Below are 15039 nucleotides of genomic sequence, written 5' to 3'. Positions count from 1 at the left end.
TGTCAAGGGAGAACACAGGATGAAATTGGCTTACTGGATGTATTCAGGCCCCGCCCACATCGGAACTTTGCGAATTGCGAGTTCTTTTAAAAACGTTCATGCTATCATGCACGCGCCCCTGGGTGATGATTACTTCAACGTTATGCGTTCCATGCTATCGCGGGAAAGAAACTTCACCCCAGTTACAACCAGCGTGGTTGACAGAAACGTTTTAGCGCGAGGTTCTCAAGAAAAGGTGGTAGATAACATCACCCGCAAAGACGCGGAAGAACACCCAGATTTAATCGTTTTAACTCCCACATGCACTTCCAGTATTTTGCAAGAGGACTTACACAACTTTGTGGAAAGGGCGCAGTTGGAAGCGAAAGGGGATGTCATGCTGGCGGACGTGAACCATTACCGCTACAATGAACTACAAGCCGCAGATCGCACATTACAACAAATCGTCCAATATTACATTGATAAAGCCCGGAAGCGCGGGGAATTACCAGCAGAGAAAACAGTCAAACCCTCAGTTAACATTATCGGAGTTTCCACGCTGGGTTTCCACAATAACCACGATGTTACCGAATTGAAGCGATTAATGACTGATTTGGGAATTATGGTAAATACTGTCATTCCTGAAGCTGCATCTGTTCACGAATTAAAAAGTATGCCTCAAGCTTGGTTTAACTTAATTCCTTATCGGGAACTGGGGTTAACTACAGCTAAATATTTAGAAGAACAATTCGGGACTCCTTACGTAGATATTACGCCGATGGGTGTGGTAGAAACTGCAAGATGTATCCGTAAAATTCAGCAAGTGATTAATGCCCAAGGTGCAGAAGTTGATTATGAAGACTTCATTAATGAACAAACGCTGCACGTATCCCAAGCGGCTTGGTTTTCCCGTTCTATTGACTGTCAGAACTTGACAGGGAAGAAAGCGGTGGTTTTTGGTGATAATACCCATGCGGCGGCTTTAACAAAGATTCTATCGCGGGAAATGGGGATTCATGTGGTGTGGGCTGGTACTTATTGCAAGTATGATGCTGACTGGTTTAGAGAACAGGTGAGCGAATATTGCGATGAAGTATTAATTACAGATGATCATGGGGAAATTGGGGATGCGATCGCTCGCGTTGAACCTTCTGCTATATTTGGTACACAGATGGAACGCCACGTTGGTAAACGTTTGGATATTCCTTGCGGTGTGATTGCAGCACCAATTCACGTGCAGAATTTCCCCATTGGTTACAAACCATTTATGGGTTATGAAGGAACAAATCAAATCACTGATTTAATCTACAATTCCTTCACTTTGGGAATGGAAGATCACTTATTAGAAATCTTTGGTGGACACGATACAAAGGAAGTAATTACCAAAGGAATTTCCTCAGAAACTGGTTTGAATTGGACAAAAGATGGCCAAGCAGAATTGAATAAAATTCCTGGTTTTGTGCGCGGGAAAGTGAAGCGAAATACCGAAAAGTTTGCCCGTGAACGTGGGTTTAAAGATATCTCGGCTGAGGTTTTGTACGCGGCTAAGGAGTCTGTAGGGGCGTAGGTTTTGGGGGTTAGATGATAAGGGTGAGTGGTGAGGGATAATTTATTCTTCACTACTTGCTTTTTTATGTGGAAAAAAACAACAAAAAACCATTTTGATATTGAGCAATTGAAAAATTCATTTAACTAAGAGTGATACCTACGGTAAGTTACGCTAACGCACTCATCTACTGTCAAAAAAATAATATCTTTAGTAAAGAGACATTAATCCTTGAGTCCTTTCTTTAATGTTATGATAATCTTACAAAATGTTATTAATTTAACATATTCCTAATTACTTTATAATTTCAGTGATAGATACATCAAACGTTTATGAAACTAGACAAACCTGTTGCTATTGATTTATTTGCTGGTGCTGGCGGCTTTGGTTTAGGTTTTGCAATGGCAGGTTTTGATATTCCCCTGTCTGTTGAAATTGATGCTTGGGCTTGTGATACACTGCGTTATAACCGCCCGGAAATGACCGTAATTCAAAGTGATATTCGTAATTTTAATACTTTAAGTAGTGTTAAAGAAATCTGTCTATCCAAACCAGATATTATTATTGGTGGACCTCCATGTCAAGGTTTTAGTATTGCAGGTCCAGCCCAAAAAGACCCTAATGATCCTAGAAATACTTTATTCATTAACTTTGCCCAGTGGATAAGTTTTCTTGAACCTAAAGCATTTATTATGGAGAACGTCAAGGGTTTACTTTCACGCAAAAATAGTGAAGGAATCAAGGTAATAGATATTATTCAGAAAACTTTTGAAGAACTTGGATATTTTATAGAAGTATGGTTACTTAATTCTGCTGAATATGGTGTACCACAAATTAGAGAGCGTGTTTTTATTGTGGGAAACAAACTAGGTAAAAAATTAGGAAGTCCTCAAAAAACCCATTCTCTAGATTTATTAAAAAATACTATATGGCAATTATCCCTTGAGGAAATAAATTTAATTCCTGCTATCAGCTTATGGGATGCAATATCAGATTTACCACCACTTAATGCGAAAGAAGGTAAAGAAGAACAACCCTATATATTAGAATCTCAAAATCAATATCAGCAATGGATTAGAAATAGTAGTAAAATTCTTTATAATCATGTAGCGATGGAACACTCTCAGCGATTGGTAGAACGTTTTAAACAAATAAAATGGGGTGAATCTAGTTCAGATGTTCCCACAGAATATGGTGCTAAACGCCGTAGTGGAAATGGTGAATTATCTCATAAAACTTACGATCAAAATAATAGGCGTTTACATCCATACAGACCATCACACACCATAGCAGCTTCTTTTTATGCAAATTTTATCCATCCTTTCCAGCATCGTAATTTGACTGCTCGTGAGGGTGCGCGTATCCAATCTTTTCCTGACTCTTATCGTTTTTTAGGAAAGAAAACTGTTGTATCTCATAAGTTATTACAAAGGGAAAATAGATTAAATGAAAAGTTCCTTTGCCAGTACAATCAGATAGGTAATGCTGTACCACCCATACTAGCTAAAGCAATTGCTATTCATCTTCAAAAAAAATTAAACCTATGTCCACAACTAATAGAAACCCTTTAGTTCATGGTTCAAATCTCGAACAAAAGGAAAATCACCGCAAAAAATACAGAGATGCCCAAAGCAGAAAATTTCTCCAAGAAATTAGAATTGAGTATGATAAATGGCATTTAGCAAATGTTGAATTACTGGGTCCAACATCAACACCTACAGAAAATGATGATACGATTATTTCTAAAAGAGTAGAACTTTTATCAAAATATAAGGATTTTTTAGATCAACAACATTATGCTGAGAAGTTTGACTCGCGCTCAAATCTTCACTCTAGTGTATTGGAGGAATTTCTCTATTATTTATTTCGAGATTTAGCAAAAGATTTTGGAGAAAATGCTCTCATTGGAAAATCCCATACTTTCAAAGACATTTTCTTTGTTCCTCCAAAATATGCGGAAATGCTGAAACGTCCCTATGCACGTATTGAAAAGAAAGACCATGATTTTGTAATTGGTGCAACTATTGAAGCATCATTTGAAGCAGTTACACCACCAGAAGAAGAAGAAAATCCAGGTGAAATGCTGACAATTATTAAAGAAGAACCTGACAACTATTCAGATGTTACAGTTACGGGTAATACAGAAACTCATATTTTTGATATTCCAGTTATTGTCATTGAATGTAAAACATATCTTGATAAAACTATGTTGGAAGGTTCATCACGAGCCGCAGAGGATTTAAAAGCAAGAAATCCAAATAGTTTATATATTGTATTAATGGAATGGATCAAGTTAACAAGTGATGTCAATCTTCGGAAGTACAAGGTTGATCAAATTTACGTATTACGTCAGCAGAAAAACACGGATCGAGAATTTAGGTATGAAGAAACCTATGTTAAAAATCCGATTAATCCAACTGTAGTGCAACATTTATTTAATAAAGTACGAAAGCACTTAACAATGGACTGGACTGGGGGAATTGAATATGGAATACAGCGAGGTTGGTTAATTGAGGAATAAGCTGCGCTAACACATTTATTCTCGCCTCACCTGACTTCTTACGAATAATCTTTGAGTCCGTTTTAACGGACTTCGGCTATTAGACTGGGAATTAATTCCCAGACGGTTTAGAAAGCTAACTGATAATATTAAAAAATATCAGCTACAGCATGAGGAAAAATCCCACCATGTCCAACCAAACAAACTTAACAGATGCTCGTAATAACCTAGCTGACATCTGCGCTCAAGTAGTTGCAGATAGAGAAGTAATGATTATTACCCAACCTAACGGTGAAAATGTCGCCCTTATTGCTGCTGACGAATTAGCAAGTTTATTAGAAACAACTCATTTACTGCGATCGCCTAAAAATGCAGTTTATCTAATTAGTGATGACAGGATTGATTTTCTCCAAGCTAGATTTCATTATTGAAACTTGGGGAAGTATTAAACATGAAAAACGACAAACAGCTTAAAATAGAAAAAATCAAACTCATGGCTGATTATGAATGTTACCCGTTATGGTGGGTAAATTCTGATAAAGCTGGAGATATTGACCCAGAAACATTACCACTGAGTCAAGAAACTATTAACCGTTTGCAAAAATGGGCAGATATTTATGATGCAAAATTGAACTGGGAAGATCCTGGTAATTCTCCTGGTTTTAGTGCAGAAGAAAAAACCGCTTTTGAGGAAGAAGGTATTAGTTTATGGAAGCAACTGCAAAAAGAACTTGCACCTAATTATGAAATTGTTTATTTTAGTGAAAAATTACGTAAAGTTGTGACTGACATGAATGAATTAGACTCTTTGCGTGTTATCTATGCTTTGCTGATAGTCAACGAAAAAAATAAATCATGACAACAGCTACCTTATTCCAATGGGTAGAACTAAAACAAGATGTTCCTAATACCCCTATAAAAGTTAGTCATAAGGGGGTTGTTTTGGACTGGATAACTCCAAAAATGCGTGCGGAATGTAGGATACATGGTTCGTGAAATGCTTGAAGAAGCAATTTTACCCTCACAGACACTAAAAAATGGGGTTTAATACTTAAAACCCCACTAATATCCGAACTATTCAGCAATATTCAGCACGACTGCTTAGTGCATTTCGTCGTATTCTGCCGTTTCGATCCTTCTAGATTCCATGGTAGAAGATGGTAAAAACTCAGCGCGACGCACAGGATTTAAAGATGGTGTTGATCCATTGTAGGGATGAATCACCTGAACAGTCCGAGTAGGACGCTGTTTTGGTGCAAATAAAGATAAAACACCAGCGACCACAACACCACCACCAATAGTCAAGGTAGCGCCACCCACAGCCCAAAGCACAGGTGAAGACCACCAATTATTTTGCTCAGGTTGTTGCCAAGTGGCCATTTTTTGTTGATTAGCTTGTTGTGCTAATTGCCACTGCTGTTGCGTAAAACTTTGAGCTTGTGCCTGGAATTGTTGGTTTTGTAACTTTAGTTGTTCATTGTCGCTTTTCAACTTCTCTATTTGCATATTCATTTTCAGCTTTTCCATTTCTAGCCGCTGATCAGAATTAGGAGCAGTTGGCGGCTGATTAGAATAGGCAGGTTGCCCGTAATTGGGAGGATACTGCATTACCTGGGGTGCCATGACTGTTCCAGGCATTTGGGGACTAACAGCAAAATTCGATTGTATTGGGGTGTTTGTTCCTTTTAGTAAAACTAAAGCCGCCAACCCAGCTACTGCGACTCCGCCAATAAATGCCATACTTTCGCTCATTGCTGTTACCCCTCGAATACTAATGAACAGTAACTCAGTTGTGACTGACGCACTCTCACACACATAATTTTTTGCCTACTTTGATAGTATATTAAGTCTAAGAGTCAAGATAAACCAGTGTATCAGTTAGTTTTTTGTCTATCCTAAGATATGCTGTTATTATTTAAGATGATCACAGTCAAATTGTCCACTAAAAAATAACAAAAAAATACACTGTTTGGCAATTGCTCTCTTTGATTAAGAGGGGTTTCTGATGGCTGTTTTGAGACTTTGGCAAAATTGAGCGATCGCATCTAATCCCTGCTCTGGTGTGCCTTCTGCCAGTCGCTTCACCATAGCACTACCGACAATGGCCGCATCCGCCCCCCATGCTTTTACCTGTCGCGCTTGCTCAGGCTCAGAAATTCCAAACCCCACACCGATGGGTTTATCTGTAACATTACGAATTTGTTGCAGCAAATCACCCACCCGCGTTTGCATTTGGGTTCGCATTCCCGTGACACCAGTAACACTGACTAAATAGATAAATCCTTGAGAAGCACGGGCGATCGCTTCAATTCTTTCAGGAGAACTCGTAGGAGCTACCAATAGGGTTAAATCTATGCCCATCAGTGCTGCTGGTTTAATTAGCCCTGCGGACTCTTCCAATGGCAAATCCGGCACAACTAAACCTGCCACACCAGCATCTTTAATTTGCCTCAAAAACTGATCAACGCCTCGATGTAAAATCGGATTGTAATAGGTAAATAAAATAATAGGCGATCGCAAACTCGGACTAATCCCCTTGAGCATCGCCAATACTTGCTCTAAAGTCGTTCCCCTCTCCAAAGCCCGAGTAGCCGCAGCCTGAATCACCGGACCATCAGCCAAAGGATCAGAATAGGGCACACCCAACTCAATCATATCCGCCCCAGAATTATCCAGAACCTGTAAAGCCTTAGCAGTAGTTTCTAAATCCGGATCACCAGCCGTAATAAAAGGAATCAACGCGCACTCTTGATTCCGTCTTAAATTTTCAAAGCAATGAGAAATAGCAGTCATTTCGCCTAGTCAGTAGTCAGTGGTCAGTAGTCAGTAGTTACAATCAACAACTGACAACTGAACAATCATAACTCTAAACCTGAGATTCTTTTTCCTCTGCAATTTTTGCTTGCAGTTTAGCTAACTCTTCAGGAGAGAGTTCATCAAGCCGCTTTTGTAAAAAAGCCGTTTCATAAGCTTCCCGTTGTTGATGGTAGGTCATTTTATTCCCTATCGCTCGGAAAATATAGGTGCATAACCAGCCAATTAAGCCAGCCATCAAGAAAACTTGACTCCAGATACCAGCATTCTGACTATCTAAACCCACTCCTTGCAAACCCACATAAGCCAAGCCACCAGCCACAAAAACGCCGAAGCCAATACCAATCGCGTCAATACGTCGCATGAGAATTATGACCTACCAATCTTAAATTTAAGCAATTTTTCGAGGACGGGGGTTCAAATTCACAAACGGGGAGAGAACTAGCAACCCCGGAAAGAAAAAGAACACTAAAAAGTACATAAACACCCGTTCCACAGAACCAGCCGTATACCATCTTAAACTCAAGTAGAAAAATACAGCAATGGGTATTACCAGCAAATAAGCGCCAGCTAAACTCAGATACAGTAGTGCTACAACCATATGTCTTACCGCAATTTGAACTATATTTGGTGCATTCACTTCTTATGATATGCCCAATGACTGGTTTAAGGAAATCGGTAATTCTGTTATTTTCCATCTTCCCCAAAACCTATTGCCCAAAAATCGAAACTTATGATATGCTCGTCATCAGCCATTAAGCGTAAACTAAGTGGCCAGTTTAATATTTTGTTTCGGGGCTAAATGTTAAATATTAGCGTTAGCAAATAAAATTTTAAAATCTACTTGCCAAAAAAAAGCAATTAGTGGTATAACAGACAAGCGGGTGAATACTGCCTCAAAAACAGTAAACAACCTTACGGGAGTGTGGCGGAATGGTAGACGCTACGGACTTAAAGGAATTGAGCCTTGATGGAGAAATCTTTCAAGTGGCAGCTCTCAAACTCAGGGAAACCTAAATCTATTTATAGATATGGCAATCCTGAGCCAAGCCCAGAAAAATATTTGACTGGGAAGGTGCAGAGACTCGACGGGAGCTACCCTAACGTAGAGCCGAGGGTAAAGGGAGAGTCCAATTCTCAAAACTTATGATTGCTTTAGCACCTAAGTAGTAGTGAAAACTACAAGAGAATGAAAATCCGTTGACCGTAAAAGGTCGTGGGGGTTCGAGCCCCCCCACTCCCATCTAAACACCGGCGGATACAGGTTGGCGTAAATAACATGAACATTAAAGAGTAAGCGCCAAATTTTTCTAAATTCTCGATTTCACTCAGTTCGGGAGACCAATACCGATCAACCACTGAAAACTGGTCGCGGCGATTAACAATACATTGCATGAGTATAGTGGGAAGAGAACTTAATATTTCTTAAACTTTGACTATTTACAGCATAAACCAGTTTGTTACCTAGGTCTTGCATTTATTCAGCAAGCCCTATATGTCAAAGGTTTGAGTCTGCTAAAAAAGAAAATAGGTGCAAGATTGTTGAGGGGGATAGTCCCAAAAGTGTGCATTTTGGGTTGAATAAATCACAAAATTTAGGGATAACAGATAGCCCAAACTCTTGCCTGCCCTCACAGACAACTTTTTCAGCAACCCCTACCTAGCGATCGCTGAGTTTTTTGAAAATACTTGGTAGTTGAATGAGTAGGTGAACGGAAAAAACTTGAATATATTTTCAAGCTTGAATAAACCTCAAAAAGCCGTAGGGACAATTCAATAAATTGTCCCTGATATTGTTTATTCCTCTTCTAACTCAATCTCTTCTTCCCCCTCAACATCATGGGGTTGCACTACAGAATTAGCAGAAACTACAGCCCCCTTATCGAGTTTTTCCAGAACCTGTTCTTTGACTTTGGCTGCAAACTCTGGTTTTTCTTCTAAATACTTAATTGCGTTATCTCTACCTTGGGAAATGTTTTCACCACTGTAGCTATACCAAGCACCTTTACGCAAAAGAACACCAGTTTCTTCAGCTATATCCACTAAACAACCAATGGTAGAAACACCCTTACCAAAGATAATATCAAATTCGGCAACTCTAAAAGGCGGTGCAACTTTATTTTTAGCTACTTTGACTTTAACACGGTTACCAAATTCATCAGTCCCTTTTTTCAAAGTTTGAATTCTGCGAATATCCAAGCGCACAGAAGCGTAAAACTTCAGCGCGTTACCACCCGTTGTTGTTTCGGGACTACCATAGGTGACACCGATTTTTTGCCGTAACTGGTTAATGAAAAGAACTGTACATCCAGATTTACCAATATTACCAGTGATTTTTCGTAGAGCTTGGCTCATTAACCGAGCTTGTAAACCTACGTGAATATCCCCCATATCCCCTTCAATTTCAGCGCGGGGGACTAAAGCAGCAACGGAGTCAATGACAACGATATCAACAGCCGCAGAACGCACAAGTTGATCAACTATTTCTAATGCTGATTCACCATTGTCTGGTTGAGAAACGAGTAAGTTATCAATGTCTACACCCAATGCAGCAGCGTAGGTAGGATCTAAGGCGTGTTCAGCGTCTACGAATGCTGCTATACCACCATTTCTTTGCACTTCTGCGAGGGCATGGAGAGCAATAGTAGTTTTACCAGAACTTTCTGGTCCGTAGATTTCGATTACCCGTCCCTTGGGTAAACCACCACCCAAGGCTAAATCTAGGGTGAGCGCTCCGGTGGATATTGTTTCTACCTTCATCCGGGTGGCATCACCTAAGCGCATAATTGCTCCCTTGCCGAAGCTGCGCTCAATTTGTCCAAGTACGATATTTAACGCTTTTTGCTTGCCAGAAGTCTCAGTATTAGCTGCCATTTTTGCCTCTAAGTATAGGATTTTCCCAAATTACTGGACGGGAGTTTTAATAGAACGGATATACTATCCTAACCGGAAAGTGTGCCAATTAGGAATGTTTACAAAATTATGTTTGCTAAGATCCTAAGGCGATCGCTGAAGAATTATAGCATTTTAGATTTAAGATTGTGAAAGACTAACTGTATCGGCGTTCTATCTAAGTAGTCGGACAAAATTAAATTCACTATGGAACGAGTCATCAAAAGCGGCACTGGTTGGCGCATAGGCTGGAATCCAGATGCACCAAAATTTCCAGGCTTAGTCGGGTCTCAAGATTGGGCGATAGAATTAACCGAAGCAGAATTAAACGAATTTTGTCGTCTATTTAATCAGCTTGCAGATACCATGAAGCATCTAGCTACAGAATTAATGGAAGAGGAAAAAATTGCCTGTGAAGCCGAAAGTGATTTATTATGGATGGAGGTGGAAGGTTATGCTCATGCCTATAATCTGCGCTTCATCCTCAACACAGGACGAGGGACAGAAGGTAAATGGGAAGCTTCAGCCGTAGCCGAATTGTTGCCAGCCATGAGGATGCTAAAAGTTTTTTGAGTCACCCCTTGCTATTTTTCTTGACCTTGTGATATACTCGCAAGAGTGACTTAATTAATTTTAGATTCACACATTTGGAATCATCCCCACACCAAAAGTCTAAAATCTCAAGTTCACACAAGTTCACATTTACGGGACGTAGCGCAGCTTGGTAGCGCGCCACTTTGGGGTAGTGGAGGTCTAGGGTTCAAATCCCTACGTTCCGATTTACGGAAACTTTGATTGCGGCATATTCTTCTTGTTTTCAGTATATGTCTGAGTCGCTTATATGAAATACTGCTTTTGATAGTTGTACGTCTCTCCAGATGTGAGAATATTTTAAGTAGAGGCTGTTTCAAGTAAGCTCTGACGAATCAAAACTGATGGCTATTTATGTCTGATTTTAACTGGAAATTTTTAAGGGTAGTTTTATCTTGGCAAGGTTTATTGACTGTAATTATTACTAATTGCTTATTGATTCTCAACCTAGCTACAAAACCAGCCATTGCTCAGAACGGACAGGATTGTTGGGCATCATCAAAAGCAACTCAAGAAAAAGAAAACTTACGTTTATTAGCTTTTAAAGGCAATAAAGAGGCAGCAAGTCGCTATCAGAAATTACTCAAACAGCATACACAAGAATTAAAAACCTGTCGTAGTCAGACTTGGCCGCAAACTCAGGCTATTTGGTTACGCCTGTATCCCTGTGATATTCAGCCGGGAGCAGTTGATCAAATTATGGATCGAATTGTCAACCAAGGCTATAACCAAGTTTATTTAGAAGTATTTTATGATGGACAAGTGTTATTACCCGCCGCAACTAATTCTACAGTTTGGCCTGCTGTAGTTCGCCTTCCTGGTGCAGAAAAATTTGATTTATTAGCATTAGCAATTAAAAAAGGGCAACAACGGGGTTTAAAGGTTTATGCCTGGATGTTTACGACTAACTTTGGTTACACCTATGCTCAACGTACAGATAGACAAAATGCGATCGCCCGTAATGGCAAAAATCAAACCAGCTTATCCGTAGTAGAAGATGGTTCCCAAGTCTTTATTGATCCCTATAACACCCAAGCAAAAACCGATTACTACCGTATGGTACAACAGGTTATCCGCCGTCGTCCAGATGGTATTCTCTTCGATTATGTTCGTTACCCTCGTCAGAGTGGCATTGACTCCATTGCTACCAAAGTTCATGACCTCTGGCTATTTACTCCAGCCACCCAAGAAGTCCTATTTAGTCGCGCCAAAAATGCCAAAGGACTAGAATTAATTCGTCGTTTTTTAACCAAAGGATATGTCAGCGCTGGCGATATAGCAGAAATTGACAAACGCTATCCTCAAGAAGATGAACCTTTATGGGAAGGGCGTATTCCCCTCAAAAAGCAGAAATCCTTACCTTCTTCAGAGGAAAAACAGCGGGTTTTGCAATTGGATTTGTGGTTACTCTCCGTTGCTCACGCTATGCAAGGTATCGTAGATTTTGTAACCTTAGCAAGTTACCCAGCCAAACAACAAGGTATTCCTGCGGGAGCAGTATTTTTTCCCGAAGGTAATCAAGCTTTAGGACAAGGGTATGATTCTCGCTTACAACCTTGGGATAGGTTTTCTAGTACCTTACAATGGCATCCCATGTCCTATGCAAATTGCGGGAATGCTAGTTGCATTGTGGCGCAAGTTCAACAGGTTTTAAAAATGGCACAACCAGGCACAAAGGTCATTCCGGCTTTAGCTGGGAAGTGGGGAGAATCAATTAGCAATCGTCCCCCTTTAGAAGTACAAATGCAAGCCCTCCGCCAATTATCTCCTCAAATTAAGGGTGTCAGCCATTTTGCTTATTCTTGGCAACATCCTGAACATGACGGAGAACGGAAAGCTTGCAATATTCGGTGAACAATGCTGTAGCTAGTAGTCTGTCAAGAACTAATTGACGGGTAAATAAATTTTCCTTCTTTCTTCCTTCCTTCGTGTTCTTCGCGTCTTCGTGGTTCATTCCTTTATCCGTCAAAATTTATTTGACAGACTACTAGGAATCAACATACTTATCTAATGTAGTAGCTAATGTAGCTTTAGGAACAGCACCAACAACTGTTTTAATTTGTCGTCCCCCCTTAAATATCATCAAAGTGGGAATACTGCGAATCCCGTAATGACTAGCAACAGTAGGATTTTGATCAGCATTCAACTTTACCACTTTTACCTGTCCCTTATATTCCGCAGCCACTTCTTCCACTACAGGAGACAGCATTTTACAAGGACCGCACCAAGGGGCCCAAAAATCAACTAAAACAGGAGTTTGACTTTCTAGCACTTCTTGTTTAAATGTAGCTTCAGTGACATTGGTAATAGATGACATAAGTTGTTTACCTAGATTTCAATCAATAACTTAATAATATCGAATAAATGAGGAGAGCAGGAAAACCAAATTATCTGCGGTTAATTATTACCTATTGTACCTCACTTGCATCGAAATTTCTCTACTTTCTTAAAGTGTTAATTTACCTCTAAATTAGGGGAATTTTGATCAGCACCACAATGATGACAATAAGGTAATTCTTTATAGGTCAAATTATGACAATTATGGCATTCGACATATTGATAGTACCCGCAGTGGGGACAGTGACTATCTTGAGGACGAATTTTTTTAGCACACCGAATACAGCGGGATTTTTGAATTCTGTTAGCCGCTTGAATTCTATGATTAAAGACAACGGTTTGGAAGAATTTAATCATGCCAAAACCAACTAAGGGAATTAGCAAAATATAAACATAACTAATTAGGAAAACTAGCCCACCAAACAGAAAACTAATAATATCAAACAAGAATTTAAATATTACACCAATTTGCAGAAATTCAAATGTTTTCAAAATTAGCGGAATGAGAAATATAACTAGCAAATGCCAGCTAATTAATCCTATTAATCCATATCCTCTGCGTTGACTAAAATTATTCACTAATAATGCAATCAGAATTAGTGGAATCAAAAAGATAGCCTGAAAAACTAATTGAATGCTAGGATACCAAAAGGAAGCATTTTTATAGTCTTTAGCAACTTGATTAAATTTAGTTTCATCTTTGACAAAAGACAATAAATTAACACTTTCGGGTTTTGTCCGCAGTTGATTTTGCAGATTAGCAATTTCCTGTTTTAAGTTGGCAATTTTCTGACTATTTTGCTCTAATTCCTGTTTAGCTTTTTCGGCGCGAACCTGATTAATAGAATTACCTGAAGACTGTCCAGCAATTTTTTCTAATAAGGTTGAATCATATTGCTGACGAATAGTAGCATTTACTTGTTCAAGACGACTAATTTGATCTTGAGTCCGATTTATCGTGGTGATAATTTTCTGATTTTGAGGATTATTCAGTTTATCTTTAGATTCACCATAGTTCAAACATATTTCAGAAACTTTACCCAAATGTCCAACTTCTTCATCTTGATATGTTTGCCGAACTCTTTGCTCATTACTACCGTAAGGTAATGAACTCCTCAAAAATTCATAATCTTTATTTTCGCTAGTTTGGGTTTTGTAACTATTCCATTCTGCATAACATGGATAAGCTTGCGTTGGGCTAAGATGCCATTCACTAATATTATTTAAACCGGTAAAAACATTAATTAAAATAAAAATATCAACTAAAATAATGACAACTAAACTCACTTTATTCAGTGGTTCGTTGTTTACTGTCCGAGAGTTATTAAAAAACCGATTTGAAAGCCGACGGATTCTGGTAAACATATAACTTATATCTAATTAAGTTGATGCACTATCAAGAAACACAACCTGATCATGGGTGTTACTGAAATTAATTTACCATTTTCCTATAAATTTAGTGTTTTTTTTGTTAAGTTTTATATACTTATTAAGTAGTTAGTTCTATTTTTGGGGAGATAAGTTAAATATTTTTTTCTCACCCAGAGACGCAGAGACGCAAAGGAAGAGAGAAGGAGATCAGAAAATGAAACCGACGGACTTAAATCCCTGGCTTTTTTGAATTATCTTCATTCTTAGTGTGAATATAGCTAAATTAAAAAACCTTACCGCTTAAAAACTGACGACACCACCGTAATTATCGTGGCACTGGCAATCAAACCGAAAGCCAAATTAACCAGTGACTGCGTAGCTTGCCTGTATACCTCAAATTTCTCATTTGATTTTGCCACATCAGTTTTTAATTCTTCCAGTGAATTTAAGATTTTTTGTTGAAACTCTTCTTCTGACATTTTATTTATCTCCTTAGTTAAGGATTTTGATATGGATTAAATAGTGTAAGCCCAACTAAGAACTGAACCGGACAAATCTAAGAATATCACACCACCGTGATCGCGGCGACGGTCTACCCATCCGTAAAAGGTAACAGTTTCACCAATATGTTCTTTTCGGAGTTCGCCGCAATAGTGAGTTCGCATAGTTGTTAGTTTTTTAGTTCCGGGCTAGGTTGGGTAAATGTCAAGGCTTTCCCATTATCTAGCATCAATAGTCATTGTAGTAGTTTTAGTGGAAGAAAAATCAACAACTGGTTATTTTAGCCTTGGCGGTTGGAAACCGCCAATTTTAGATAATCTTCCAGCCGCAAGTAATGTAGTTGGAATATGGCTGAATCAGAAAACCCCACCCTATCTTAGATAGGACTTACGCATTGACAAAAAAATGAATCTATGTTGATGAAGCAGCACAAGCATTGGTAAGATTGTCCACAATGTAGTCGCGCACAACTAAAGTGAATAAGTTTCTTTGCACTTCATACCAATTA

The 15039-nt window shown here is 38.9% G+C and carries 17 protein-coding genes and 1 tRNA gene; 9 read left to right on the top strand and 9 right to left on the bottom strand.

Annotated features, from left to right (window positions below; genetic code table 11):
- Nucleotides 1-19: 19 nt before the first annotated feature.
- From bchB to IQ226_RS15340, 5 genes are all read left to right on the top strand, one after another.
- Nucleotides 20-1546, top strand: a complete 1527-nt coding sequence (gene bchB, locus IQ226_RS15360; protein WP_193896718.1) for a ferredoxin:protochlorophyllide reductase (ATP-dependent) subunit B — start codon at nt 20-22, stop codon at nt 1544-1546.
- A gap of 311 nt (nt 1547-1857) precedes the next feature.
- Entirely contained in the window at nt 1858-3096 is a 1239-nt protein-coding gene (locus IQ226_RS15355) for a DNA cytosine methyltransferase (RefSeq protein WP_193896717.1), read from the top strand.
- Complete coding sequence (locus IQ226_RS15350; protein ID WP_193896715.1) at nt 3069-4046, top strand: Bpu10I family restriction endonuclease; 978 nt, start codon at nt 3069-3071, stop codon at nt 4044-4046. Before IQ226_RS15355 ends, IQ226_RS15350 begins: the two co-directional genes overlap by 28 nt.
- Nucleotides 4047-4213: 167 nt before the next feature.
- Nucleotides 4214-4456 (top strand): type II toxin-antitoxin system prevent-host-death family antitoxin, encoded by a 243-nt coding sequence (locus tag IQ226_RS15345; protein ID WP_190386364.1) that lies wholly within the window; start codon nt 4214-4216, stop codon nt 4454-4456.
- Between the two features lie 20 nt (nt 4457-4476).
- Nucleotides 4477-4884 (top strand): hypothetical protein, encoded by a 408-nt coding sequence (locus IQ226_RS15340; RefSeq protein WP_193896713.1) that lies wholly within the window; start codon nt 4477-4479, stop codon nt 4882-4884.
- A 242-nt stretch (nt 4885-5126) separates the two neighbouring features.
- Here the strand turns inward: IQ226_RS15340 and IQ226_RS15335 are convergent, their stop codons facing one another.
- The 5 genes from IQ226_RS15335 to recA form a co-directional block, all read right to left on the bottom strand.
- Complete coding sequence (locus IQ226_RS15335; RefSeq protein ID WP_193896712.1) at nt 5127-5777, bottom strand: heterocyst differentiation related protein; 651 nt, start codon at nt 5775-5777, stop codon at nt 5127-5129.
- A 237-nt stretch (nt 5778-6014) separates the two neighbouring features.
- Nucleotides 6015-6818 (bottom strand): tryptophan synthase subunit alpha, encoded by an 804-nt coding sequence (gene trpA / locus IQ226_RS15330; RefSeq protein WP_193896710.1) that lies wholly within the window; start codon nt 6816-6818, stop codon nt 6015-6017.
- Between the two features lie 73 nt (nt 6819-6891).
- Complete coding sequence (locus IQ226_RS15325; RefSeq protein ID WP_193896708.1) at nt 6892-7203, bottom strand: DUF3007 family protein; 312 nt, start codon at nt 7201-7203, stop codon at nt 6892-6894.
- Nucleotides 7204-7230: 27 nt separating this feature from the next.
- Entirely contained in the window at nt 7231-7440 is a 210-nt protein-coding gene (gene ndhL / locus IQ226_RS15320) for an NAD(P)H-quinone oxidoreductase subunit L (RefSeq protein ID WP_137907338.1), read from the bottom strand.
- Between the two features lie 1196 nt (nt 7441-8636).
- Nucleotides 8637-9713 carry a recombinase RecA gene (recA, locus tag IQ226_RS15315; protein ID WP_193896706.1) on the bottom strand — a complete coding sequence of 359 codons (1077 nt, stop codon included), beginning with the start codon at nt 9711-9713 and terminating at the stop codon, nt 8637-8639.
- A gap of 225 nt (nt 9714-9938) precedes the next feature.
- On the opposite strand from recA, the gene IQ226_RS15310 reads away from it, so the two are divergent.
- From IQ226_RS15310 to IQ226_RS15300, 3 genes are all read left to right on the top strand, one after another.
- Nucleotides 9939-10304 (top strand): DUF1818 family protein, encoded by a 366-nt coding sequence (locus IQ226_RS15310; protein ID WP_193896704.1) that lies wholly within the window; start codon nt 9939-9941, stop codon nt 10302-10304.
- A gap of 132 nt (nt 10305-10436) precedes the next feature.
- Nucleotides 10437-10510: transfer RNA gene (locus IQ226_RS15305), tRNA-Pro, on the top strand.
- Nucleotides 10511-10676: 166 nt separating this feature from the next.
- Entirely contained in the window at nt 10677-12176 is a 1500-nt protein-coding gene (locus IQ226_RS15300; protein WP_193896702.1) for a family 10 glycosylhydrolase, read from the top strand.
- Nucleotides 12177-12309: 133 nt separating this feature from the next.
- Here IQ226_RS15300 and trxA read toward each other — a convergent pair whose 3' ends face one another.
- The 4 genes from trxA to IQ226_RS15280 form a co-directional block, all read right to left on the bottom strand.
- Nucleotides 12310-12639 (bottom strand): thioredoxin, encoded by a 330-nt coding sequence (gene trxA, locus IQ226_RS15295; protein ID WP_193896700.1) that lies wholly within the window; start codon nt 12637-12639, stop codon nt 12310-12312.
- 137 nt (nt 12640-12776) lie between these two features.
- On the bottom strand, nt 12777-14024 hold the full coding sequence (locus IQ226_RS15290) for a hypothetical protein (protein WP_193896698.1): 1248 nt from the start codon (nt 14022-14024) through the stop codon (nt 12777-12779).
- A gap of 299 nt (nt 14025-14323) precedes the next feature.
- Nucleotides 14324-14509 (bottom strand): hypothetical protein, encoded by a 186-nt coding sequence (locus IQ226_RS15285; protein ID WP_035081659.1) that lies wholly within the window; start codon nt 14507-14509, stop codon nt 14324-14326.
- 36 nt (nt 14510-14545) lie between these two features.
- Nucleotides 14546-14695 carry a hypothetical protein gene (locus IQ226_RS15280; RefSeq protein ID WP_193896738.1) on the bottom strand — a complete coding sequence of 50 codons (150 nt, stop codon included), beginning with the start codon at nt 14693-14695 and terminating at the stop codon, nt 14546-14548.
- A 37-nt stretch (nt 14696-14732) separates the two neighbouring features.
- On the opposite strand from IQ226_RS15280, the gene IQ226_RS15275 reads away from it, so the two are divergent.
- The gene (locus tag IQ226_RS15275; protein WP_193896696.1) at nt 14733-14915 is read left to right on the top strand and encodes a hypothetical protein; all 183 of its coding nucleotides are present in this window, start codon (nt 14733-14735) and stop codon (nt 14913-14915) included.
- Nucleotides 14916-15039: the final 124 nt, after the last annotated feature.

The sequence above is a fragment of the Dolichospermum sp. LEGE 00240 genome, assembly GCF_015207875.1.
Lineage (GTDB): Bacteria > Cyanobacteriota > Cyanobacteriia > Cyanobacteriales > Nostocaceae > Dolichospermum > Dolichospermum gracile.
The sequence above is the reverse complement of the archived record's forward strand: the minus strand, read 5'-3'. Positions and strand labels throughout refer to the sequence as shown.

Coding starts and splice junctions, on each gene's coding strand:
- trpA (WP_193896710.1), bottom strand. CDS start 6,818: ATGACTGCTATTTCTCATTGCTTTGAAAATTTAAGACGGAATCAAGAG.
- IQ226_RS15325 (WP_193896708.1), bottom strand. CDS start 7,203: ATGCGACGTATTGACGCGATTGGTATTGGCTTCGGCGTTTTTGTGGCT.
- IQ226_RS15350 (WP_193896715.1), top strand. CDS start 3,069: ATGTCCACAACTAATAGAAACCCTTTAGTTCATGGTTCAAATCTCGAA.
- IQ226_RS15355 (WP_193896717.1), top strand. CDS start 1,858: ATGAAACTAGACAAACCTGTTGCTATTGATTTATTTGCTGGTGCTGGC.
- IQ226_RS15285 (WP_035081659.1), bottom strand. CDS start 14,509: ATGTCAGAAGAAGAGTTTCAACAAAAAATCTTAAATTCACTGGAAGAA.
- IQ226_RS15280 (WP_193896738.1), bottom strand. CDS start 14,695: ATGCGAACTCACTATTGCGGCGAACTCCGAAAAGAACATATTGGTGAA.
- IQ226_RS15290 (WP_193896698.1), bottom strand. CDS start 14,024: ATGTTTACCAGAATCCGTCGGCTTTCAAATCGGTTTTTTAATAACTCT.
- trxA (WP_193896700.1), bottom strand. CDS start 12,639: ATGTCATCTATTACCAATGTCACTGAAGCTACATTTAAACAAGAAGTG.
- IQ226_RS15345 (WP_190386364.1), top strand. CDS start 4,214: ATGTCCAACCAAACAAACTTAACAGATGCTCGTAATAACCTAGCTGAC.
- bchB (WP_193896718.1), top strand. CDS start 20: ATGAAATTGGCTTACTGGATGTATTCAGGCCCCGCCCACATCGGAACT.
- IQ226_RS15335 (WP_193896712.1), bottom strand. CDS start 5,777: ATGAGCGAAAGTATGGCATTTATTGGCGGAGTCGCAGTAGCTGGGTTG.
- IQ226_RS15275 (WP_193896696.1), top strand. CDS start 14,733: ATGTCAAGGCTTTCCCATTATCTAGCATCAATAGTCATTGTAGTAGTT.
- IQ226_RS15340 (WP_193896713.1), top strand. CDS start 4,477: ATGAAAAACGACAAACAGCTTAAAATAGAAAAAATCAAACTCATGGCT.
- ndhL (WP_137907338.1), bottom strand. CDS start 7,440: ATGGTTGTAGCACTACTGTATCTGAGTTTAGCTGGCGCTTATTTGCTG.
- recA (WP_193896706.1), bottom strand. CDS start 9,713: ATGGCAGCTAATACTGAGACTTCTGGCAAGCAAAAAGCGTTAAATATC.
- IQ226_RS15310 (WP_193896704.1), top strand. CDS start 9,939: ATGGAACGAGTCATCAAAAGCGGCACTGGTTGGCGCATAGGCTGGAAT.
- IQ226_RS15300 (WP_193896702.1), top strand. CDS start 10,677: ATGTCTGATTTTAACTGGAAATTTTTAAGGGTAGTTTTATCTTGGCAA.